Source organism: Serratia silvae (assembly GCF_023282985.1).
Lineage (GTDB): Bacteria > Pseudomonadota > Gammaproteobacteria > Enterobacterales > Enterobacteriaceae > Chania > Chania silvae.
Genome location: NZ_JAGQDC010000004.1, coordinates 42,226 through 62,279 on the forward strand (window position 1 = coordinate 42,226; position 20,054 = coordinate 62,279).

A 20,054-nucleotide genomic window follows, 5' to 3' on the forward strand; every position below is an offset into this window, starting at 1 on the left:
AATACATTTATCTGGCGCCCCTGGAAAGCAACAAAAGATAAGCATAAAATCCACAAGTCATTAACCTGGACTGACCAGTATATCGGCTGACAAAACTCAAATGAAGAAAGGAACTATGTCACACACACCCTTAACCCTCGAAGCTGCCCGCCAGAAAATAGGCGAAATCTTCGTCTATCACATGCCGTTTAACCGTGAACTGGGGCTGGAGCTACGCCGCTTTGAGGACGACTACGTTGAATTGAGCTTTACCAACCAGCCTAAGCTGGTGGGCAATGCTGCCCAGAATATCCTGCATGGCGGCGTGATCGCCTCTGTACTGGATGTTGCCGCCGGGCTGGCGTGCGTGGGCAGCGTACTGATGCGCCATGACCCGCTGATCGAAGAAGAACTGGCAGCCCGCCTGTCGCGCATGGGGACAATCGATCTGCGCGTCGACTATCTGCGCCCAGGCCGCGGTGAGCATTTTGTCGCTTCCGCCAGCGTACTGCGCAGCGGTAATAAAGTGGCTGTAGCACGCGTTGAGCTGCACAACCACGATGGCTTACACATCGCCAGCGCCACCGCCACCTACCTGGTGGGCTAAGGGTGCCAGCCGGTTGTGCTCCACAAACCACACAATTATGGGACATGACCGGTTAACTTCAGTAAAATCACCGCATCTCCTTTTCCCACCCGGTAACCGTCATGGACGCTCAACAGACGCGGCAGGGCATTTTCTTTGCCCTGGCCGCCTATTTTATTTGGGGTATCGCCCCCGCCTATTTCAAGCTGATCCAACAAGTCCCTGCTGATGAAATCCTCACCCACCGGGTCATCTGGTCGTTCTTCTTTATGCTGGGATTGGTGTCATTGGGCCGCAACTGGCCGCAGGTGCGGGCCGCCTGTAAAAACCGCAAACGGTTACTGCTGCTGGCCATCACCGCACTGTTGGTAGGAGGGAACTGGCTGCTGTTTATCTGGGCGGTGAATAACCACCATATGCTGGAGGCCAGCCTGGGCTATTTCATCAACCCGCTGGTGAACGTGCTGCTGGGAATGCTGTTCCTGGGTGAGCGTTTCCGCCGTATGCAGTGGGTGGCCGTAGCCTTGGCCTTTACCGGGGTGCTGGTGCAACTGTGGCAGTTTGGCTCGCTGCCGATCATCGGGCTTGGCTTAGCCTTCAGCTTTGCCTTCTACGGCCTGCTGCGCAAGAAGATTGCCATTGATGCACAAACCGGCATGCTGATCGAAACCCTGTGGTTGCTGCCGGTGGCCGCTATCTACCTGTTCCTGATTGCCGACAGCCCAACCAGCCATTTGAGCGCCAACCCCTGGTCGCTGAATTTACTGCTGGTTGCCGCCGGGGTGGTCACCACCGTTCCACTGCTGTTCTTTACCGCGGCGGCCACTCGCCTGCGCCTGTCAACGCTCGGGTTCTTCCAATACCTGGGGCCGACGCTGATGTTTCTGCTGGCGGTTACCTTCTACGGTGAAACCATCGGCCAGGATAAGCTGGTGACCTTCGGCTTTATCTGGGCAGCGTTGGTGTTGTTCCTGTTAGATGCCTTATACCAGCAACGAAAGCTACGTTGATTGCGCGGGCAGGGCGTGGTTAGAGATGAATCTGGCCATCGCCGGGCCGGTCAGCAAAATCGTAAACAGCCGCAGCGTCTGCATCGCCATCACAAAGGTGATATCGACCCGACTGCCTGCGGCGATGATCGCCACGGTATCCAACCCGCCGGGGCTGGTGGCCAGATAAGCCGTCAGCAGATCGACCGGCAGGAACTGGGTCAACATCCACGCCAGCCCGCCGCAAAACAGCATCAGCGCGACAATCGATACCACCATCTGCGGCAAGGTGCGCAACGCCAGCAGGAAGATCGGCCGGGTAAAACGCAACCCAACGCTCCAGCCAATCAACGTGTAGGCCAACGCCAGCAGCCATTCGGGCACCTGTAACGTCATGGTGCCGGTAGAATGCAATGCCGCTCCCGCGATCATCGGCAACATCAGCGCCCCGGAAGGAATGCGCAGGCGCGGTCCTAACCAGGAGCCGATAACAGCCACGCCCAAGGTGCCAGCAAAGCGCCAGTCGAGGGCGGGGAACCACTCAAGAGCCGCGCTCCCCTGCCCAGCTTCATCTCCCAGGCCGATACGCGCCACGACCGCTGCCGCCGTCGCGACAAACAGCACGCGCAGATACTGCATAAACGCCACCAGCCGCACATCCGCGCCGAAATCTCCCGCCATCGCCACCATGGCCGATGCACCACCGGGGGAGGATCCCCAAGCACCGGTTGGGCCAGGTAGCCCACTGAAACGCACCAGGCACCAGCCGGAGACACCACTCGCCAACAGCGTCGCAATCAGTACCAGCAACACCAGCGGCCAGTCATCCAACAGGGGAGTTAAAATATTTGGGGAAAGGCTTTGGGCGATCATGCAGCCCAATATGGCTTGGGCGGCGATAAAGAAGGGAGCAGGAATGCGCACCGAAGCACCGAGCAACCCCATCGCGACGCCGACAATCATTGGCCCCAGCAGCAAGGCGGCAGGAACATGGAAGGCCTGTAGACCAAACCCCAACGCCAGCGAAGCCAGCAGCAGGATCAGCCATTGAATGACGCGCGGGAACTTCTCCATCAAGACGCATGCCTTACGAGCCGATAAGCAGTGAGGGTATTCTACCCCGGTTTAACCCCCGTCGTCTTTCAAACTGCGATCGGCTATGCCAGCACGGGTATGTACTTGTCTTTGTATATACGTCGACGTACAATAATACGTACATCCTTAGGAGGAAATATGAAAACATTAAGCTTTAGTGATGCAAGACAGAACTTTGCCAGCGTGATGAATGAAACTGTGGATGATAGGGCACCTATCCTGATCACTCGTCAAAAAGGCACGGCCTGTGTGATCATGTCCTTGGCCGAATACGAATCGTTGGAAGAGACCGCTTACCTGTTACGCTCCCCCTCTAATGCACGTCATCTGATGGATTCAATTGCCGAGCTCAAGGCAGGTCAAGGAACTGAAAGGGAGTTGATTGAGTGAGGATTATCTTTTCAGAACAATCCTGGGCTGATTATCTGTATTGGCAACAGACCGACAAGAAAATGCTGAAGAGAATCAACGAACTGATTAAAGATATAAAGCGTTCCCCCCTCGCGGGAATAGGTAAACCCGAACCTCTCAAGCATAACCTGTCAGGCTTTTGGTCACGGCGTATAGATTCCGAACATCGGCTGGTCTATCAGGTAACAGAAGACAGCCTACTTATCGCTTCATGCCGTTATCATTATTAATAACTGAACGCATAGAATCGAGGACATAAAAAATGTCCCCTGATCCAATCAGCTTAAAGCCAGTTCTTGCGCTTGAAGTAGAGATAAGGAGCCAACCCCGCCACGATCATCAACGCAATCGCCCCAGGGTAGCCGAACGACCAACGCAGCTCAGGCATAAACTCAAAGTTCATTCCGTAGCTTGAGGCCACCAGCGTCGGCGGCAGGAACACTACCGATACCACCGAGAAGATCTTGATGATGCGGTTCTGTTCGATGTTGATGAAACCCATCGCCGCCTGCATCAGGAAGTTGACCTTCTGGAACAGCGATTCGTTATGGGGCAGCAGGGATTCGATATCGCGCAGCACTTCCCGTGCCTGCTCCAACTGGCTGGTTGGCAAACGCGCCTTGCGCACCAGGAAATTCAGCGCGCGTTGGGTATCCATCAGGCACAGGCGTACTTTCCAACCGATATCTTCCAGCTCGGCCAGCGTAGACAGCGCTTCATCATATTCGTCGCCCTGATGCCCTTCCATAATCACCCGGCTGAGCTTTTCCAGATCGCTGTAGACGTTTTCGATCTCATCGGCCAACTGCTCAATTTTGGTTTCAAACAGATCCAGCAGCAGCTCGTAGGCGTTGCCATCCACCATTCGCAAATTGCGCGCACGCATCCGGTAAAGCCGGAAAGCAGGCAGTTCGCGCTCACGCAGGGTATACAGACGGCCATCGCGGATGGTGAATGCCACGGTGGAGTTGCCCGCGTGATCTTCAGCATCTTCGTAGTAGAAAAAGGAGTGGATATGCAGGCCGTCATCGTCTTCGAAGAAACGGGCCGAGGCTTCGATATCATCCAATTCGGGGCGTGTCGCCAGGCTCTGGCCCAACTCACTTTGCACGCGCTCGCGTTCGCCCTCTTCCGGCTCGACCAGATCAACCCACAGCGACGAGGTCAAATCATCTGAGTCATCCAACTCCAGACGGGATAAGCGGCTGTTATCTAATTTAAAAGCGCTTAGCATGTGCCAAAACTCCCTAATGGTAACGGGGTAGACAACGCATTGAAGCACAGAAAGCGAGGGAAGTATGTAATACCGGCTCGTTCCAGACCATGAAGAGATCTGACTCGGAGCGACGCTTTAGAGGGCCGCTGACAACCACGAAGGGTATCAGCGCAATGGGATAGCCTTAGAAGTTGTACCTGGTGTCCAGGTCTGTGAGCCAGTATCTACTGGGTGTGTCCAAGGCGTGTGTCCTCATTGAGATTCGTGCGCGCATGTTACGCCGAGAAGAAAAAGCCTGTCAACCGGTTAGGACGGATAATCGCGCAACAATTCATCACGCTCGCGGCCAGTTTGTAACACTCCCGCAACCTTGACCACACCTGATGGAAAACCTCGTTGCGATCTCTGACCGCGACCAGGAATCTTGCTAAGATTAGCGCACAGAAATATTGCGGATTGACGACATGAAACAGATTACCGCCCGCGACTTGACGACCATGAGCGAACAGGCTGCCACACTGCCACGCCTGCGTGCCCACCGTACCTTGCATGAAGAATTGAGCGATCCGGTGCAGCGCCTGGCAATTGCCATGGAGCCGGGCACCTATATTCGCCCGCACCGTCACCCGCAGACCTGGGAGTTACTCACCCCGCTGCGTGGCCGTTTCGTGGTGTTGCAGTTCAATGACGAAGGCGTGGTCACCCAACGCACCCTGCTAGGCGAAGAAACCAAGGTGCTGGAGATGCCAGCGTTTACCTGGCATGCCGTGCTGTCTGTCGATCCAGGTGGCGTAGTGTTTGAAGTGAAGCAGGGCCCCTATCAGGCGCTCAGCGAAGAAGACTGTATGCATTGGGCGCCACCGGAAGGTGGTGAGGGGATCGAAGCGGTGATGCGCTGGTATGCCACCGCCAAAGTGGGCGACCGCTTTTACCCGTCGTCTTTCAAGCCGTAGCATTGTTGGCTTCACGTAGTTACTCCAGTCACTTACTAACGTAAGCTCCTGGAGATAACTACGCTTACCGCCTAGCTACGACTCGAAATCCATAGGGTAAATATTGAAGTCACAGATTGTTAGCTGTAGGCGCGAATCCTATACCGTTTCCAGCTTGGCGTAAGCCGCCACCAGCCACTTGATACCTTCGCCCTGGAACGCAATCTGCAACCGGCTGTGTTCACCGCTGCCTTCCAGGTTGACGATGGTGCCCTCGCCAAACTTGGCATGGCGCACGCGCTGTCCCAGCTTGTAACCCGTGTCGTTTTCACTGATTGGCGTCCCCATCCGGCGGTGGCTCACCGAGCGAGAGACGCTGGCCCGCAGGCGCACCTCTTCCACACAATCTTCCGGGATCTCACCGATAAAGCGTGATGGCCGGTGATACACCTCTTTGCCATACAGGCGGCGAGTCTCCGCATAGGTCAGCGTCAACTTTTGCATCGCACGGGTCAGGCCAACATAGGCCAGGCGGCGTTCCTCCTCCAGGCGGCCACCTTCGTCCAGCGACATCTGGCTAGGGAACATGCCCTCTTCCATGCCGACGATAAACACCTGGCGGAACTCCAACCCTTTGGCCGAATGCAGGGTCATCAGTTGAACCGCATCCTGATAGGCATCTGCCTGCCCTTCTCCCGCTTCCAACGCGGCATGGGACAGGAAGGCCTGCAACGGCATCAGATCCTGATCTTCATCCTGGTAGCTGTATTGGCGCGTGGCCGTGACCAGTTCCTCAAGGTTTTCGATACGTGCCTGGCCTTTCTCGCCCTTCTCCTGCTCATACATGATAAACAGCCCGGAATCGCGGATCACCCGGTCGGTTTGCACATGCAGCGGCATTTCGGCAGTTTCGTGGGCCAATGAGTCCACTAACTCCAGAAAACGCTGCAGAGAGGACGCTGCACGGCCCGCCAGCACCTTATCTTGCAGCAGCGCACGCGTAGCCTGCCACAGCGTCAGTTGACGGTCTCGTGCCGCCTGGCGCACTACGTCGAGGGTACGATCACCAATACCGCGCGTTGGGGTATTCACGACGCGCTCAAAGGCCGCATCATCGTTACGATTGGCGATTAGACGCAGGTAGGCCAAGGCATCCTTGATCTCCTGACGTTCAAAGAAGCGCATGCCGCCGTAAATTCGGTATGGCATGGCAGTTTGCAGCAAGGCCTCTTCCAGCACGCGCGATTGGGCGTTGCTGCGATACAGGATGGCGCAGTCGTTCAGCGCGCCGCCGTTGTCTTGCCATGCCTTGATGCGGTTAACCACAAAGCGGGCTTCATCCAGCTCGTTGAACGCGCAGTAAATCGAGATCGGCTCGCCTTCGGCCCCTTCGGTCCACAGGTTTTTGCCCATGCGCCCGTCGTTATTGGCAATCAGGGTGTTGGCGGCCTTCAGAATGGTGCTGGTCGAGCGGTAGTTCTGCTCCAGACGTACCGTTTGTGCGCCGGGGAAATCCTTCAGGAAACGCTGGATGTTCTCCACCTGCGCCCCACGCCAGCCATAGATCGACTGGTCATCATCCCCCACGATCATCACGTTGGCCTTGCCCCCGGCCAGCATGTGGATCCAGGCGTACTGGATGCGGTTGGTGTCCTGGAATTCGTCCACCAGGATATTGGTGAAGCGCTCGCGATAATGATTGAGGATATGCGGCTTGTTCAGCCACAGCTCATGAGCGCGCAGCAGCAGTTCGGCAAAATCGACCAGCCCTGCACGGTCGCAAGCCTCTTGATAAGCCTGATAGATCCGCAGCCAGGTGGCTTCCACCGGGTTGCCGTAGCTTTCGATATGCTGTGGGCGTAGGCCGTCGTCTTTCTTGCCGTTGATGTACCACATCGCCTGGCGCGGCGGCCATTGCTTCTCATCAATATTCAGCGCCCGCACAATGCGTTTCAGCAGGCGCAGCTGGTCTTCGCTATCCAGGATCTGGAAGTCCTGCGGCAGGTTGGCGTCCATATGATGGGCGCGCAACAGGCGGTGTGCCAAGCCGTGGAAGGTGCCGATCCACATGCCGCCCTGGCTGGTGCCAATCAAGTGTTCGATACGGTGGCGCATCTCTGCCGCCGCCTTGTTGGTGAAGGTCACGGCCATAATGGAGTACGGCGAGCAGTTCTCTACCGCCAGTAGCCAGGCAATGCGATGCACCAGCACCCGGGTCTTGCCGCTGCCTGCACCAGCCAGCACCAACAGGTTGCTGCGTGGCGCAGCCACGGCTTCACGTTGTTTATCATTCATGCTGTCGAGCAGGTCGGAAACGTCCATAGGCACCATTGATTGGTAAAGGGAAAACCCGCCTTCCACGCGCTTTCCACTGGGAATTTATACAGATTTCTGCTGGGATTATAACAATGCTGTCAACGATGCCAACTGCGAAATCTCAATATGTGGTAGCAAACGGCTGTCAGCTACCTGCATCAGGCTGCGCTGACGGTCATTGATCCAGCAGGCTTGCAGGCCCGAACGCAGCGCCCCGGCAACGTCGGTGGTCAGGTCATCCCCAACGTGCAGGATTTGTTCTGGCGCCACACCCAACCTTTCGACCGCCAGTTGATACATATCCTGATACGGCTTGGCGCGGCCATCTGGCCCGGAGCGCAGCACAAACTGGAAGTATTGCTCCAACCCACACTGGGCCGGATCGACATTGCCATTGGTGATCGCCACCAGCGGATAACGTTGCCCCAACGCCCGCAAAGTAGCGTGAGTGGCTTCCGGCACATCGATCCGGCTACGCCACAGGGCAAAGTTCTGCATGGCGGCATCGGCACCGATGGACGCTTCAGCATCGCGCAGCCCCTGACGGCTCAACGCCAGGTGGATCGCCCGCCAACGCCATTGGGTAACGTCGTGGTAAATCTCCGGGTCCTGTTCACGCAGTTCCTGCCGCAGGCGGTGGAAATCCGCCGACTGGAAGTGGCTCAACCCCGGATGGTAGTTCTGCAAAAACGCCACCGATTCATGTTCGGTCTGCTTGATCACCGGACGGTTGTCATACAGCGTATCGTCCAGATCGAAAGTCAGCGCGGCCAGCGGGCGTAACGGACGGTAAAAGTGCATCAGGATTTCCCTCGTTTGGCACGCGGATGCGCGGCATCGTACACGTTCGCCAGATGTTGAAAGTCGAGGTGGGTATAAATTTGCGTGGTGGTCAGGTTGGCGTGCCCCAGCAACTCCTGCACCGCGCGCAGATCGCCGCTCGATTCCAGCATATGGGTGGCAAAAGAGTGGCGCAGCTTGTGCGGATGGATATGGCTGTTGACACCCTGCTTGACGCCCCACTCGGCAAAACGCTTTTGTACGTTACGCGCCGAGATGCGCTTACCCTGATTGGAGAGGAACATGGCATCATCCTGTGGCGCAAACAAATCGCGTAACTCCAGCCAGTGTTCCAGCCAGGTGATCGCCGTGCGGCCTATTGGCAATTTACGTTCTTTGCTGCCTTTCCCCAGCACCCAGATTTCACCACCAACCAGATCGACATGGCGGCAATCCAGACCCACCAGTTCGGCCAGACGCAGCCCGGCCCCGTACATCACCTCCAGCATGGCACGATCGCGAACCGCCAACGGATCGTTGAGATCGATGTTCAGCAGCTGGTTCATTTCATCGACGTCGATATTTTTCGGCAAATGACGGCCACTGCGCGGAGTGCGGATGCCTTTGGCGGGGTTGGCGCTTATCACGCCCTGGCCGACCAACCAGTCCAGAAAACTGCGTAATGCGGAGAGGCGCAGCGCCAGGCTGGAAGACTGTAACCCGGCACGCTTACTGCGGGCTGCCAACTGACGCACTCTGGCGGCATCCAGCATCGGCCATTCGCTGACGCCCAGCTCGCTTGCCATGGTAATCAACGCCTGCAGTTGGCGCGAATAGCTGATCTGAGTCAGTGGGCTGAGTTGCCGCTCCACCTTTAAATAACGCAGGAAAGCGTCCACCGGCGGTTGCAGGTTGGCCGCTACGCCGGTCATGCGCGTTCGATCCAGCGTTCCAACAGTTTTGGCAACATACGTGCCAGTTGGCCGAGCATCACGGTGCCCATCCCCTGTTGATAATGTTGGGTATCGCGGCTGCTGAAGATCACCATGCCGAGATCGCCCTGTTCCCCCAGCAATGACAGCGCCACGGAGCCAACCTGTTTGGCTTGCGGCAGCAACAGCAGCAGCTCGGGGCCATTAAGGTTGCCGAGGTAGTGATAGCAATCACCCAGACGTTGAATTCGCAGCGACTCAAACGCCGAGCGCGTCAGACCAAGATGGGTGAAATCTGACGGTGCGCCAATATTCCAGCGATCGGCAAACAGGCGGATATTCGCGCCTGCCAGCCCAAACCCGCGCGCCCAACGCTGTAAGCGGTTGAGCATATCTTGCAGGCTGCTGGCGGTAGCCAAATCAGCCTGTAGATGCAGCAGGCTGCCAAACAGCGATTCGTTGGCGCTGGCCTGCTCCATCAGCAAGGTGATCTCTTCTTCCAACTGGGTGATTTGGTTGCGCTGACGCGCCAGATGCCACTCCACCAACGATACCGTGCCCCGCACCGGATGAGGCACTCGCATCTGTTCTACCAGCCGCGCATTGCGCATAAAGAAGTCCGGATTCTGCATCAGAAATTGCATCACCGTCTCATCATCAAGCTCAACGCCCGTGGCTATCCGATCGTCAACCTGCTTCATAGGTGAATAAATCCGTCATAAACATGGGTGGCCGGGCCGGTCATAAATAACGGCTCTCCTGGCCCTTTCCAGCGGATATGCAAGCTACCGCCGGGCAGCTCGACATGCACCTCTTCCGCCAGCAACTCTTGCTGAATGCCCACCGCCACGGCGGCACAGGCACCACTGCCACAGGCCTGCGTTTCACCTGCACCACGTTCATAAACCCGCAGTTTGATGTGCTCACGGCTAACCACCTGCATAAAGCCGATGTTGGCGCGTTCAGGGAAGCGATCGTGCCCTTCCAGTACCGGCCCCAACAGCTCCACCTTGGCGGTTTTCACGTCGTCCACCTGCAACACACAGTGTGGGTTACCCATCGAGACCACGCCGCACAGCACCGTATGTTCCGCCGCGCGCATAATGTAGGTCTTTTCCGCTTTGGTGGCGCGAAACGGTACGATCTGCGGATCGAAATTCGGTTCACCCATATTGACGCACACCAGGTCATCATCGGTGACGCTCAGGATCATACGCCCAGTCTGGGTGCTGACGCGGATATCACGCTTGTTGGTCAACCCTTTCAAGCGCACAAAGCGGGCAAAACAGCGGGCGCCGTTGCCACATTGGGCCACTTCGCTACCGTCAGCATTGAAAATGCGGTAATGAAAATCGAGTTCGGGATCGTACGGCGGTTCTACCACCAGCATCTGGTCAAAGCCCACACCCAAATGCCGATCGGCCAGGCGGCGGATCAGCTCAGGTGAGAAGTAGACGTTCTGTGTAACGGCATCGACCACCATAAAGTCGTTGCCTAAACCGTGCATTTTGGAGAACTGCATATCATACTCCGCTATCTGGACGACGTACCGTCTGATATTTATGGTGGCATCAGCCACCATAAAGGCTCATTACTGATTGCTCATCGACGGTTGCTGCTGAGTGCCAGCGGGTTCTTGTTGGTTTTTGCTAACGGTATCGGCGCTGGTTACCGGTTGCTCTGCCGGTTTGTCCTTCGGTGGAAAATACAGCGGGCCCTTCAGGCCACAGCCAGAGAGCCCGACCAGCAAAACGGCCATCAGCGCATAGCGTAGTTGTTTTTTCATTTGCATTAATGCCTGTAATTCATGCGTCCAAGCTCACTATAATCGCAGGTGGATCATGAAAAGCAATAGGAATCGATTATGAACGATAGCGAGTTTCACCAGTTGGCCGACCAACTGATGCTGAATATTGAACAGACCCTGGACGATTTTGATGGTGATGCGGATATCGATTACGAAACCAACGGCGGGGTGATGACGCTAAGCTTCGAAAACGGCAGCAAGATTGTGATCAACCGTCAGGAGCCGTTGCACCAGGTGTGGCTGGCTACCAAGGCCGGTGGCTATCACTTTAACTATCGTGACGAGAGCTGGCAGTGCGATCGCAGCGGCCGGGAATTTTATGAGTTGCTGAGTGAAGCGGCCAGCACACAGTCCGGCGAGACGGTCAGTTTTAGCTGAGTTTTGCAGAGGGGGCGCAATACTGCGCCCTCAAGCATTAATGCAGCTGGAACTGTTGCTTCAGAGGCTGTGCGGCATTGCCGTCGGCGACCGTGATACACAGGTTCGACAGCACATTGCTGCGGAATGGGATCACTTGGGTGCGGCCATCAAGATGCACAATCTGATAGAACTGCGGCAGGTTGAAGTTGATAAAGCTGGAGCCGTAGGTAAAGCGATCGTGTGAGGAGGAATAGAAGCGGCTGACATCGCGCACCAGCTCCTCTTTGCTCCCTTCACAGTGGTGATAAACCTCAACCCGGTTCGACTCATCCAGAATGTAAATGTTGAAGCCTTTATCATCCGTGGTGTCTTCGAAGAAGAACTGGATAATCCCCTCACTGGCAAAACCATCGACTACCGGTGGCAAATGCACCTGATCGGTTTCGACCTTGATCGACAGCCCATGCAGTTTGTTGTTGGAGATCGCCCCGTAAAACTCCACCGCGTTTTCCAGCTTCTGCACCGACACGCTCAGGCGTTCAAAGAACAGGCCCCAGGTTTGTCCGGCCACTCGCACGGCTTTAAACCGGCCCGGCTCCAGGCGGGTGCTGGAAAGACGCAGCTCAACACACTCGGAAACCAACTGCTGAATACGGGTACGGATCAGGCCACGCAGGTGCTGGCTGTAGCAGAACACCTCCACCGATTCCGGAGGTGCGGCATCCTGATGCATCTTGCCTAGAATGGTCTTCAACGCTTCCAGCACCGACTGCTCACCGCTGAAATGCAGGGTACGCACTTCGTTCCATGAGTTGCGGTACAGCAGATCGATGCTGCCAACCAGGCATTGCTGCTGTTGGCCAAAGCTGAACACATCCAGCTTACGGAAATCGAAATGCACCACCTGATTACGGAAGGCCGCCGTCGGGTCGTTTTCCAGATTGACGATAATCGCCAGATGGCGGATTTCGCACGGGCTGTAGAGCGCTTTCGGTGTTGGTGCCGCCAAGCGCAACGGGAAATGGTGCGACACGTCGGTCACCAGTTCCTGCAGTTTGGCAGTATCGCAGATATTGCCGCTCTTGATATGCAAGCGGGTGCGCGATGTCAGCAGGCCGTTGAAATAGGCCCAGGCTACCAGCTTGTTGAGATAGCGGTTATATTCCAACGGCTGATGGCTGACGATCGAGCTCATCTCTGGAGCCTGATTGTACAGGTACCAGCCGGTGCGGTTAGCGCGGCCAATCGGCACGTGAATAAAGGTCAGGTCGTTTTCTGACAGGTCTGGTGAAATTTGCGGGTTCACCAGCGTCACCTTACCCGGCAGTGCCTCAAAGGCCGCGTACAGTTTACGGGTCAACACCCCGATATCCTGCGGGCTGGCACTGACGCTGAGATTGTTGCGGCGAGCGAAACGGATCAGGTTGCGATAACTTTGCATCATCGCATCCAGCAGTTCGTTATGGGCTTCGCGCACCCGTTCGATCTTCCAGTTAGCCCGGTTATCTAGGATCTCCAACCGTTCTTCGTCCCAGCCCCATTCACTGACCACCTGGCTGAGGATTTCCCGCCGCCAACCGGTACTGACGTTGTTGGACTGCGACAGCTTCTCGCAGACCTTCAGATAGAAGCAGCGGCGAACCAGGTCAAGGCGGGTGGTATCGTTGATTTCGGTCAGGTAGTGGGTGACGCGCTCCAGCATCATGCAATAGGCATCAAGGCCGAAGCAGACGATCTCACCCCGGTGCAGACGATGTTTGATCCCCATCGCCAGCAACTGAGTTTTCGGGTATTCCCACGAATAGGCTTCGAGCAGCAGCGTTTTCAGCACCGCCTTGTAGGGCGAATCAATGCTCTTATACAGCTGCCACAGGCTGGCACCGAAGTACTCTTCGGCGGAGAGCGTGCTCAATCCGCCGAGATCCAGCCACTCATTCGGGGTTAATACGCCCTGGGAGTAGAGCGAAAGCACATATTCATCGTAATGCGCTTCCTCTTCGCCCGGCACCATGTTCCACAGGAGACGTTTCCCCGCCAGACGCACTGCCGTGCGATAGAACTCATCAAGCAACAGAATATGTTGGGTCGAGCCGCAGTCTTCACCGCCCAGGCTGCCGCTTTCGTTATGGCGGAAGCGGTTTTCGTCGATCAGGAAGAAGCTGACTTCCACTCCCATCGAGGCTGCCCATTTCTCCAGCAGGCTGCATTTTTGCTGCAGGCGGTTGCGCTCTTCGTTGTCCAGCCAGGATTGATGGCAGACCCAGATATCCAGATCCGAAGTGCAACTCTGGCCGATCGAGGAGGTGCTGCCCATGGAATAAAGCGCCGTAATCGGCAGTTCGCCCGTGGCCATTTTTTCAAACGGGCTGCCCCATTTATCTTCTAAATCATTGAGATAATCTTGCTGGGTTTCATCAGGCGTGTAGAGGCAGATGCCATGGGGAACGTTACCGTTGAGGTAGCCCGGCATCAGTGGATGATGGTGGTGCAATAAGGTAGGCAGCAAACTGTAGACCCGTTGGAACGCGGGCTTCATGGCCGCCAGGGCACGATCGACACGTAGTTGGTTGATCGCATCCAGTCTTTGTTTCAGTGTCTCGATGTAGAGGTACAAGACGTCTCGCCTGATTATCCTGATGCTTGAAGAAAACCCGTATTCCCGCAGCGTCTTTAGTTTAGAAGAATATTTGACGACTTATTGCTGGAAACGTGATCAATCTAACACCTTGCTGATTGACCGTAAAGGAGGTAAAGCGACACACTTATCGTAGCGCTTCTATAAACGATTTACCTGTAGTGTGAACTGTCGCCAACTTCCCCTCATGCCCCTTTGATTCCGTTGTCCTTTCTCCGCCTGTGGCTTCTTGCACTGACAGTTTTGATCCTCAGTGGTAGGATGGACGGCGAATTATAAAAACGGTAACCAGCATGTTAGACAAAATTATTCGAATTGCCACCCGTCAGAGCCCACTTGCCCTATGGCAAGCACACTATGTTCAGCAGCGCCTGATGGCTAGCCATCCGGGCCTGCAGGTGGAACTGGTGCCGATGGTCACGCGCGGCGACATCATTCTGGATACGCCGCTGGCCAAGGTTGGCGGTAAGGGCCTGTTCGTCAAAGAACTTGAGCTGGCTCTGCTGGAAGGCCGGGCAGACATTGCCGTGCACTCGATGAAAGACGTGCCCGTCGACTTCCCCGCCGGCTTGGGGCTAGTCACCATCTGCGAACGTGACGATCCGCGTGACGCTTTCGTTTCCAACAACTTTGCCTCGCTCGATCAATTGCCGCTGGGCAGCGTGGTCGGTACCTCCAGCCTGCGCCGTCAATGCCAGCTGCGTCGCCATCGCCCGGATCTGATCGTGCGCGATCTGCGGGGCAACGTCGGCACGCGGTTAGGCAAGCTGGATAACGGCGATTACGACGCCATTATTCTGGCCGTGGCCGGGTTAAAACGTCTGGGCCTGGAACAGCGTATCCGTTGCCCGCTGAGCGCGGAAGAATCCTTGCCCGCTGTCGGCCAGGGCGCGGTCGGTATCGAATGCCGCCTTGACGATGACGTCACCCGCGCCTTGCTGGCCCCTCTCAACCACCGCGAAACCGAAATCCGTGTCCGCGCCGAACGGGCGATGAACACCCGGTTGGAAGGTGGCTGCCAGGTTCCTATCGGCAGCTATGCCGAACTGACAGGCGATGAGCTGTGGTTACGTGCGCTGGTCGGCGCCCCGGACGGCAGCCAGATGGTTTGCGGTGAACGCCGTGGCCCGTCAGCACAGGCTGAACAAATGGGCGTAGAACTGGCAGAAGAACTGTTGGCTGCCGGTGCCCGTGAGATCCTGCATGACGTTTATCAGGGAAACCCTCCTGCATGACCATTCTGGTAACCCGCCCTTCTCCCGCCGGGGAACAACTGGTGAGCCGCCTGCGCGCACTTGGCCGGGTTGCCTTCCATGCACCGCTGATCGACTTCGCCCCCGGTAACGATCTTGCCCGCTTACCTCAGGGGCTGGCAGAGTTGCAGGCAGGCGATCTGGTATTTGCCCTGTCGCAGCACGCCGTCAGCTATGCCAGTTCGGTCATCAATCGTGCCGGGCTTCAATGGTCTGGCCAGTTGTCCTATTATGCTATTGGCCGCACCACCGCATTGGCAATGCATCGCATCAGCAGCCTGCCGGTAGACTATCCGCGTGAACGTGAAATCAGCGAAATGCTGCTGCTGCTGCCCACGTTGCAGCAGCTCGCCGGTAAACAGGCATTGATCATGCGGGGCAATGGTGGCCGTGAACTGCTGGGCGAGACGTTGGCCGAGCGGGGTGCGGCGGTAAGCTATTATGAATGTTATCAACGCAGCCCGGTGCACTATGATGGCAGTGAGCAAAGCGCCCACTGGCAACGCGCCGGTATCGATACGCTGGTGGTGACCAGCGGTGAAATGTTACAACAGCTCTATACTTTAGTTCCTGATTACTATCGTTCTTCGTGGCTGTTACGTTGTCGCCTGATAGTGGTCAGTGAACGTCTTGCTACCCTGGCCCAGGAGCTGGGTTGGAGCACAATTCGGGTAGCTGAAAACGCAGATAATGACGCGCTGATCCGCGCGCTACAATAACCTGACTATGGGATGTGCCACTATGACGGAACAAAACACTCCATCCGCCGCGGTTGAAGAATCAAACCCAGCGGTTGAGAGCCCCCAGCAGCCAGCCGCTGACCACCGGAAAGGTAAGAATACCGGCCCGGTATTGGGTGCGATTGCCATCGTGCTGGTCATCGCCCTGGGTGCTGGCGGCTATTACCACACGCACCAACAGGCGCAGACATTGATCGCCGCCAACCAGGCCTTGCAGCAACAGTTGGCAGAGCTGAAGCAGAGCCAGCAGCAGGAAAAGAGCGCGCTGGAAGGCTTGCTGCAACAGCAGGGTAAAACGCTGGAGGCCGCCGATCGCGAGCAAACCTCGCTGGTACGTCAGCTCAATGAACTGCAAGATAAGGTTGCCACCATTTCCGGCAGCGATGCCAAAACCTGGCTGCTGGCACAGGCGGACTTCCTGGTGAAAATGGCGGGCCGCAAACTGTGGGGCGATCAGGATGTCACCACCGCGGCCGCGCTGCTGAAAAGCGCCGACGCCAGCCTGGCAGAGATGAACGATCCGAGCCTGATCGATATTCGCCGCGCCATCACCGAAGATGTCAGCACCCTCTCCGCCGTGGCGCAGATAGATTTTGACGGCATCATCCTGAAGGTCAACCAACTCTCCAATCAGGTCGACGACCTGCGTCTGGCGGATAATAACCGTGACGAACGGCCGATGGATGAAGACGACGGCGAACTGTCCAGCTCATTGAGCGAATGGCGTCAAAACCTGACCAAGAGCTGGCACAACTTTATGGCGGACTTTATTACCGTCCGTCGCCGTGATAGCAGTGCCGAACCGCTACTGGCGCCGAATCAGGATGTTTACCTGCGTGAGAATATCCGTTCGCGCCTGCTGGTTGCCGCGCAGGCAATCCCTCGTCATCAGAACGAAGTGTTCAAGCAGTCGCTGGAAACGGTATCGACCTGGGTACGCGCCTACTTCGATACTACCGATCCAGCCACCAAGGCATTCCTGGAAGAGTTGGATAACCTGAGCCAGCAATCGATCTCCATGGACGTCCCAGGCCAGCTGAAAAGCCAGCCGATGCTGGAAAAACTGATGCAGACCCGGGTACGTAATCTGTTGGCCCAGGCCCCTGCCACTCACCAGGAGGGATAAGCCATGTTACGCGTGTTATTCCTGTTTCTGGTGCTGATTGCCAGCCTGGTACTGGGGCCGATGCTGGCCGGGCACCAAGGCTATGTGCTGATCCAGACCGATAATTACAATGTCGAAACCAGCGTGACCGGTCTGGTGATTATGGCGGTGCTGCTGTTCCTGGTGCTGTTTGTCATCGAATGGATCCTGCGCCGCGTCTTCCGCACTGGCGTGCGCACCCGCGGCTGGTTCCTTGGCCGCAAACGCAGCCGCGCCCGTAAGCAAACCAAAGCGGCGCTGATCAAACTGGCGGAAGGGGATTACAAGCAGGTAGAGAAACTGCTGACCCGCAATGCCGATCATGCGGAGCAACCGGTAGTGAACTACCTGCTGGCGGCAGAAGCGGCGCAGCAACGTGGCGATGACTTCCGCACCAATCAGTATCTGGAGCGTGCCGCAGAGGCCGCCGATACCGACCAGTTGCCGGTAGACATTACCCGCGTACGTATTCAGTTGGCCCAGGGTGAAGCCCATGCGGCACGGCACGGCGTCGATCGCTTGCTGAATCAGGCACCGCGTCACCCGGAAGTACTGCGGCTGGCGGAGCAGGCTTATCTGCGCACCGGTGCTTATGCCTCACTGCTGGAAATTCTGCCTTCAATGAGCAAAATCAACCTGCACAGTGAAGAAGAACTGCAAGCTTTACAGCAGCAGGCCTATATCGGCCTGATGAATCAGGCTATGGCCGATGAAGGCAGTGAAGGATTGAAGCGCTGGTGGAAAGATCAGAGCCGTAAAATTCGCCACGAAATCCCGCTACAGGTGGCGATGGTGGAACATCTTATTGAGTGTGATGACCATGAACTGGCACAAAGCATTGTGCTGGACGGCCTGAAACGCCAATACGACGAGCGGCTGGTGCTGTTGATCCCACGCATCAAGTCTGGCAACCCGGAGCAGTTGGAAAAAGCGTTACGCCAACAGATCAAGCAGCATGGCGCGACACCGTTGCTTAACAGCACGCTGGGTCAGTTACTGATGAAGCACGGTGAATGGCAGCAAGCCAGCGATGCGTTCCATGCGGCACTGCAACAGCGGCCAGATGCGTATGACTACGCCTGGCTGGCAGATGCGTTGGATAAACTGCACCGCAGCGATGAAGCCACACAGATGCGCCGTGAAGGGCTGATGTTAACGCTCAAGCAAAACGGCGAGTAGCACGTCGGTTGGCTTTGTCAGGGCTCAGCATACCGTGCTGGGCCTTTTTTTTGCCTGAAACTTTCCTTGGGGCAAAAAAAAACACTTGCCGCAAGGCAAGTGTATAAAAAAAGCAATCAGGTCTAGGACAACTGGGGTGGTGCCTCACTCAACGTTTTGCCCGGAGTGTGATGAAGCCGTTGCAAGCAACCCTTTCATCGTTCAGGTGGGCAATAGGCACCCTAAAATCGGCTCTGCATCATTCCTGGGTTTATGAGGCCTAAGGCGAACATAAGAAGTGGAATGAGCATCTACGATAGAGATAATGCACTTGGCGTGCCAACTTCTGACTAATGGGAGCCAATAAGTAAAAAATAAACTCATCATATTGAATATAAAGGATTTAAAATGATTAACGTTGAACCCTCTGATTTTCCTGTCTGTTCGCTGCAATTTTCCCCTCTACGGATCCTGTCGCCTTAAAACGACGGGTTAGCGAGAAGTCTTTTTTATTTATTAAAATCATCAGGTTAAATGTCTCAAACTGACGACAACAGGCATACCCATAAAGGACAAAAGGAGACAGGTTGAAATTTCTCAGGTTTTTCCAAGAGAAAGCCGCTCTTTAAAATAAAGAGCCAGTTTAATATTTTTATGAGATACATCACAAAATACTTGATCGATTTGGCGGCCAAGTGTAGCTGTTATCTGGGGCGATGCTGGCATGAAGCCGATATGCTCCAGAAGTCGCTGCGTTGTTTACCTCATTTCATACCCTGCCATTTTCCCAGCTTTGCTCTCCTGCTTGCTTCCGTTCATACCCTTGTAAGGCCCAACTATCCTCACGCCTCCACAATTTCATCCAGTATAAAAAGCAAAAAGCCCGCTCATTGCTGAACGGGCTACACAAATTCCAGACGTAAAAAAGCCCGCTTTAAAAGCGGGCTTTCTTGAATGTGGTCGGCGAGAGAGGATTCACTCGTATCGTCCATGATACTCGCCCCTTCGGGGTATCGCTGACGCGATATGCAAATCTGTTCCCGACAGATTTGTCGACCTCCGCGGAGGTTGCTCATACTCATAAACTTCAGACGTAAAAAAACCTGCTTAAAAAGCAGGTCTCTTTGAAATTGGTCGGCGAGAGAGGATTCGAACCTCCGACCCACTGGTCCCAAACCAGTTGCGCTACCAAGCTGCGCTACTCGCCGATTTCTTGTTGCCTATACTACCGAACTTTCCAGCCTATGTCTATGTAAATATTAAATTTATCAGACATTTTGTGTGTGGTGCGAAGAGAGGGACTTGAACCCTCACGTCCGTAAGAACACTAACACCTGAAGCTAGCGCGTCTACCAATTCCGCCACCTTCGCACTGTCACAAAACAGCTTTCAATTCTTTTACTTTACCCTAGGTAAAGTGGGGTGGCTAATGGGGCTCGAACCCACGACAACTGGAATCACAATCCAGGGCTCTACCAACTGAGCTATAGCCACCATAACTACTTTATCTACTGCTTACTTCACGCGGTAATCATACCACCGCAGCTCCTGCGCACAAAATTAATGGCGCGCCCGACAGGATTCGAACCTGAGACCTCTGCCTCCGGAGGGCAGCGCTCTATCCAGCTGAGCTACGGGCGCGTAGCGCCGTTTCGGGTGGGGATACTACGGTTTTATGCCCATCCTGTCTAGTGCTTTTTCTCAGAAATGTTGAGTTCGCT

General features: G+C 55.7%; 20 protein-coding genes and 4 tRNA genes. 10 read left to right on the plus strand and 14 right to left on the minus strand.

Going from position 1 to position 20,054, the window contains the following annotated elements; all coding sequences use genetic code 11:
• Positions 1-115: 115 nt before the first annotated feature.
• Entirely contained in the window at positions 116-586 is a 471-nt protein-coding gene (locus KAJ71_RS06760; protein WP_248945013.1) for a thioesterase family protein, read from the plus strand.
• 101 nt (positions 587-687) lie between these two features.
• On the plus strand, positions 688-1,575 hold the full coding sequence (gene rarD / locus KAJ71_RS06765; protein WP_248945014.1) for an EamA family transporter RarD: 888 nt from the start codon (positions 688-690) through the stop codon (positions 1,573-1,575).
• Here rarD and KAJ71_RS06770 read toward each other — a convergent pair.
• Entirely contained in the window at positions 1,567-2,628 is a 1,062-nt protein-coding gene (locus KAJ71_RS06770; RefSeq protein WP_248945015.1) for an AbrB family protein, read from the minus strand. The genes rarD and KAJ71_RS06770 overlap by 9 nt on opposite strands.
• A gap of 159 nt (positions 2,629-2,787) precedes the next feature.
• Between KAJ71_RS06770 and yefM the strand changes: the two genes are divergently transcribed.
• Both yefM and KAJ71_RS06780 read left to right on the plus strand, forming a co-directional pair.
• Entirely contained in the window at positions 2,788-3,039 is a 252-nt protein-coding gene (gene yefM / locus KAJ71_RS06775; protein WP_248945016.1) for a YoeB-YefM toxin-antitoxin system antitoxin YefM, read from the plus strand.
• A complete protein-coding gene (locus KAJ71_RS06780) occupies positions 3,036-3,290 on the plus strand; it encodes a Txe/YoeB family addiction module toxin (protein ID WP_248945017.1) in 255 nt (84 codons plus the stop codon). Before yefM ends, KAJ71_RS06780 begins: the two co-directional genes overlap by 4 nt.
• A gap of 53 nt (positions 3,291-3,343) precedes the next feature.
• Here the strand turns inward: KAJ71_RS06780 and corA are convergent, their stop codons facing one another.
• Both corA and ysgD read right to left on the minus strand, forming a co-directional pair.
• Positions 3,344-4,294: a magnesium/cobalt transporter CorA gene (corA, locus tag KAJ71_RS06785; RefSeq protein WP_248945018.1), complete on the minus strand. Its 951-nt coding sequence runs from the start codon at positions 4,292-4,294 to the stop codon at positions 3,344-3,346.
• Between the two features lie 166 nt (positions 4,295-4,460).
• The gene (ysgD, locus tag KAJ71_RS23610) at positions 4,461-4,550 is read right to left on the minus strand and encodes a YsgD/CorL family protein (protein WP_367651464.1); all 90 of its coding nucleotides are present in this window, start codon (positions 4,548-4,550) and stop codon (positions 4,461-4,463) included.
• A gap of 190 nt (positions 4,551-4,740) precedes the next feature.
• On the opposite strand from ysgD, the gene KAJ71_RS06790 reads away from it, so the two are divergent.
• Positions 4,741-5,229, plus strand: coding sequence for a WbuC family cupin fold metalloprotein (locus KAJ71_RS06790; RefSeq protein WP_248945019.1), 489 nt, complete (start codon positions 4,741-4,743; stop codon positions 5,227-5,229).
• A gap of 138 nt (positions 5,230-5,367) precedes the next feature.
• On the opposite strand, the gene uvrD is transcribed toward KAJ71_RS06790, so the two are convergent.
• From uvrD to lptM, 6 genes are all read right to left on the minus strand, one after another.
• A complete protein-coding gene (gene uvrD, locus KAJ71_RS06795; protein ID WP_248945233.1) occupies positions 5,368-7,530 on the minus strand; it encodes a DNA helicase II in 2,163 nt (720 codons plus the stop codon).
• Between the two features lie 78 nt (positions 7,531-7,608).
• A complete protein-coding gene (gene yigB, locus KAJ71_RS06800; protein ID WP_248945020.1) occupies positions 7,609-8,325 on the minus strand; it encodes a 5-amino-6-(5-phospho-D-ribitylamino)uracil phosphatase YigB in 717 nt (238 codons plus the stop codon).
• Positions 8,325-9,236, minus strand: a complete 912-nt coding sequence (gene xerC / locus KAJ71_RS06805; RefSeq protein ID WP_248945021.1) for a tyrosine recombinase XerC — start codon at positions 9,234-9,236, stop codon at positions 8,325-8,327. The genes yigB and xerC overlap by 1 nt, the downstream gene beginning before the upstream one ends.
• Positions 9,233-9,937, minus strand: coding sequence for a DUF484 domain-containing protein (locus tag KAJ71_RS06810; protein ID WP_248945022.1), 705 nt, complete (start codon positions 9,935-9,937; stop codon positions 9,233-9,235). Before KAJ71_RS06810 ends, xerC begins: the two co-directional genes overlap by 4 nt.
• A complete protein-coding gene (gene dapF, locus KAJ71_RS06815; protein ID WP_021181537.1) occupies positions 9,934-10,758 on the minus strand; it encodes a diaminopimelate epimerase in 825 nt (274 codons plus the stop codon). The genes KAJ71_RS06810 and dapF overlap by 4 nt, the downstream gene beginning before the upstream one ends.
• Positions 10,759-10,827: 69 nt before the next feature.
• On the minus strand, positions 10,828-11,022 hold the full coding sequence (lptM, locus tag KAJ71_RS06820; protein ID WP_283106672.1) for an LPS translocon maturation chaperone LptM: 195 nt from the start codon (positions 11,020-11,022) through the stop codon (positions 10,828-10,830).
• Between the two features lie 78 nt (positions 11,023-11,100).
• Here lptM and cyaY point away from each other — a divergent pair, with 78 nt between their 5' ends.
• Complete coding sequence (gene cyaY, locus KAJ71_RS06825) at positions 11,101-11,421, plus strand: iron donor protein CyaY (RefSeq protein ID WP_024529533.1); 321 nt, start codon at positions 11,101-11,103, stop codon at positions 11,419-11,421.
• A gap of 37 nt (positions 11,422-11,458) precedes the next feature.
• Here cyaY and KAJ71_RS06830 read toward each other — a convergent pair whose 3' ends face one another.
• On the minus strand, positions 11,459-14,017 hold the full coding sequence (locus tag KAJ71_RS06830) for a class I adenylate cyclase (protein WP_248945024.1): 2,559 nt from the start codon (positions 14,015-14,017) through the stop codon (positions 11,459-11,461).
• A 314-nt stretch (positions 14,018-14,331) separates the two neighbouring features.
• On the opposite strand from KAJ71_RS06830, the gene hemC reads away from it, so the two are divergent.
• From hemC to hemY, 4 genes are read left to right on the plus strand one after another with little or no spacing between them, the layout of a single operon-like run.
• Positions 14,332-15,273, plus strand: coding sequence for a hydroxymethylbilane synthase (gene hemC, locus KAJ71_RS06835; protein WP_248945025.1), 942 nt, complete (start codon positions 14,332-14,334; stop codon positions 15,271-15,273).
• Positions 15,270-16,010: a uroporphyrinogen-III synthase gene (gene hemD, locus KAJ71_RS06840; RefSeq protein ID WP_248945026.1), complete on the plus strand. Its 741-nt coding sequence runs from the start codon at positions 15,270-15,272 to the stop codon at positions 16,008-16,010. Before hemC ends, hemD begins: the two co-directional genes overlap by 4 nt.
• 22 nt (positions 16,011-16,032) lie before the next feature.
• A complete protein-coding gene (gene hemX, locus KAJ71_RS06845; protein WP_248945027.1) occupies positions 16,033-17,157 on the plus strand; it encodes a uroporphyrinogen-III C-methyltransferase in 1,125 nt (374 codons plus the stop codon).
• 3 nt (positions 17,158-17,160) lie between these two features.
• Positions 17,161-18,354, plus strand: coding sequence for a protoheme IX biogenesis protein HemY (gene hemY, locus KAJ71_RS06850; RefSeq protein WP_248945028.1), 1,194 nt, complete (start codon positions 17,161-17,163; stop codon positions 18,352-18,354).
• A 1,110-nt stretch (positions 18,355-19,464) separates the two neighbouring features.
• Here the strand turns inward: hemY and KAJ71_RS06855 are convergent.
• The 4 genes from KAJ71_RS06855 to KAJ71_RS06870 form a co-directional block, all read right to left on the minus strand.
• Positions 19,465-19,541 (minus strand) — tRNA-Pro (locus tag KAJ71_RS06855).
• Positions 19,542-19,617: 76 nt separating this feature from the next.
• A tRNA-Leu gene (locus KAJ71_RS06860) sits at positions 19,618-19,704 on the minus strand.
• A gap of 47 nt (positions 19,705-19,751) precedes the next feature.
• Positions 19,752-19,827: transfer RNA gene (locus tag KAJ71_RS06865), tRNA-His, on the minus strand.
• A gap of 70 nt (positions 19,828-19,897) precedes the next feature.
• A tRNA-Arg gene (locus KAJ71_RS06870) sits at positions 19,898-19,974 on the minus strand.
• Positions 19,975-20,054 lie beyond the last annotated feature (80 nt).

Bases quoted from the DNA above. Each gene is read 5' to 3' on its own strand.
- hemC (WP_248945025.1), top strand. From the start codon at position 14,332: ATGTTAGACAAAATTATTCGAATTGCCACCCGTCAGAGCCCACTTGCC.
- hemY (WP_248945028.1), top strand. From the start codon at position 17,161: ATGTTACGCGTGTTATTCCTGTTTCTGGTGCTGATTGCCAGCCTGGTA.
- KAJ71_RS06810 (WP_248945022.1), bottom strand. From the start codon at position 9,937: ATGAAGCAGGTTGACGATCGGATAGCCACGGGCGTTGAGCTTGATGAT.
- ysgD (WP_367651464.1), bottom strand. From the start codon at position 4,550: ATGCGCGCACGAATCTCAATGAGGACACACGCCTTGGACACACCCAGT.
- KAJ71_RS06790 (WP_248945019.1), top strand. From the start codon at position 4,741: ATGAAACAGATTACCGCCCGCGACTTGACGACCATGAGCGAACAGGCT.
- hemD (WP_248945026.1), top strand. From the start codon at position 15,270: ATGACCATTCTGGTAACCCGCCCTTCTCCCGCCGGGGAACAACTGGTG.
- uvrD (WP_248945233.1), bottom strand. From the start codon at position 7,530: ATGGACGTTTCCGACCTGCTCGACAGCATGAATGATAAACAACGTGAA.
- cyaY (WP_024529533.1), top strand. From the start codon at position 11,101: ATGAACGATAGCGAGTTTCACCAGTTGGCCGACCAACTGATGCTGAAT.
- rarD (WP_248945014.1), top strand. From the start codon at position 688: ATGGACGCTCAACAGACGCGGCAGGGCATTTTCTTTGCCCTGGCCGCC.
- corA (WP_248945018.1), bottom strand. From the start codon at position 4,294: ATGCTAAGCGCTTTTAAATTAGATAACAGCCGCTTATCCCGTCTGGAG.
- yefM (WP_248945016.1), top strand. From the start codon at position 2,788: ATGAAAACATTAAGCTTTAGTGATGCAAGACAGAACTTTGCCAGCGTG.
- KAJ71_RS06760 (WP_248945013.1), top strand. From the start codon at position 116: ATGTCACACACACCCTTAACCCTCGAAGCTGCCCGCCAGAAAATAGGC.
- xerC (WP_248945021.1), bottom strand. From the start codon at position 9,236: ATGACCGGCGTAGCGGCCAACCTGCAACCGCCGGTGGACGCTTTCCTG.
- dapF (WP_021181537.1), bottom strand. From the start codon at position 10,758: ATGCAGTTCTCCAAAATGCACGGTTTAGGCAACGACTTTATGGTGGTC.
- KAJ71_RS06770 (WP_248945015.1), bottom strand. From the start codon at position 2,628: ATGGAGAAGTTCCCGCGCGTCATTCAATGGCTGATCCTGCTGCTGGCT.
- yigB (WP_248945020.1), bottom strand. From the start codon at position 8,325: ATGCACTTTTACCGTCCGTTACGCCCGCTGGCCGCGCTGACTTTCGAT.
- hemX (WP_248945027.1), top strand. From the start codon at position 16,033: ATGACGGAACAAAACACTCCATCCGCCGCGGTTGAAGAATCAAACCCA.
- lptM (WP_283106672.1), bottom strand. From the start codon at position 11,022: ATGAAAAAACAACTACGCTATGCGCTGATGGCCGTTTTGCTGGTCGGG.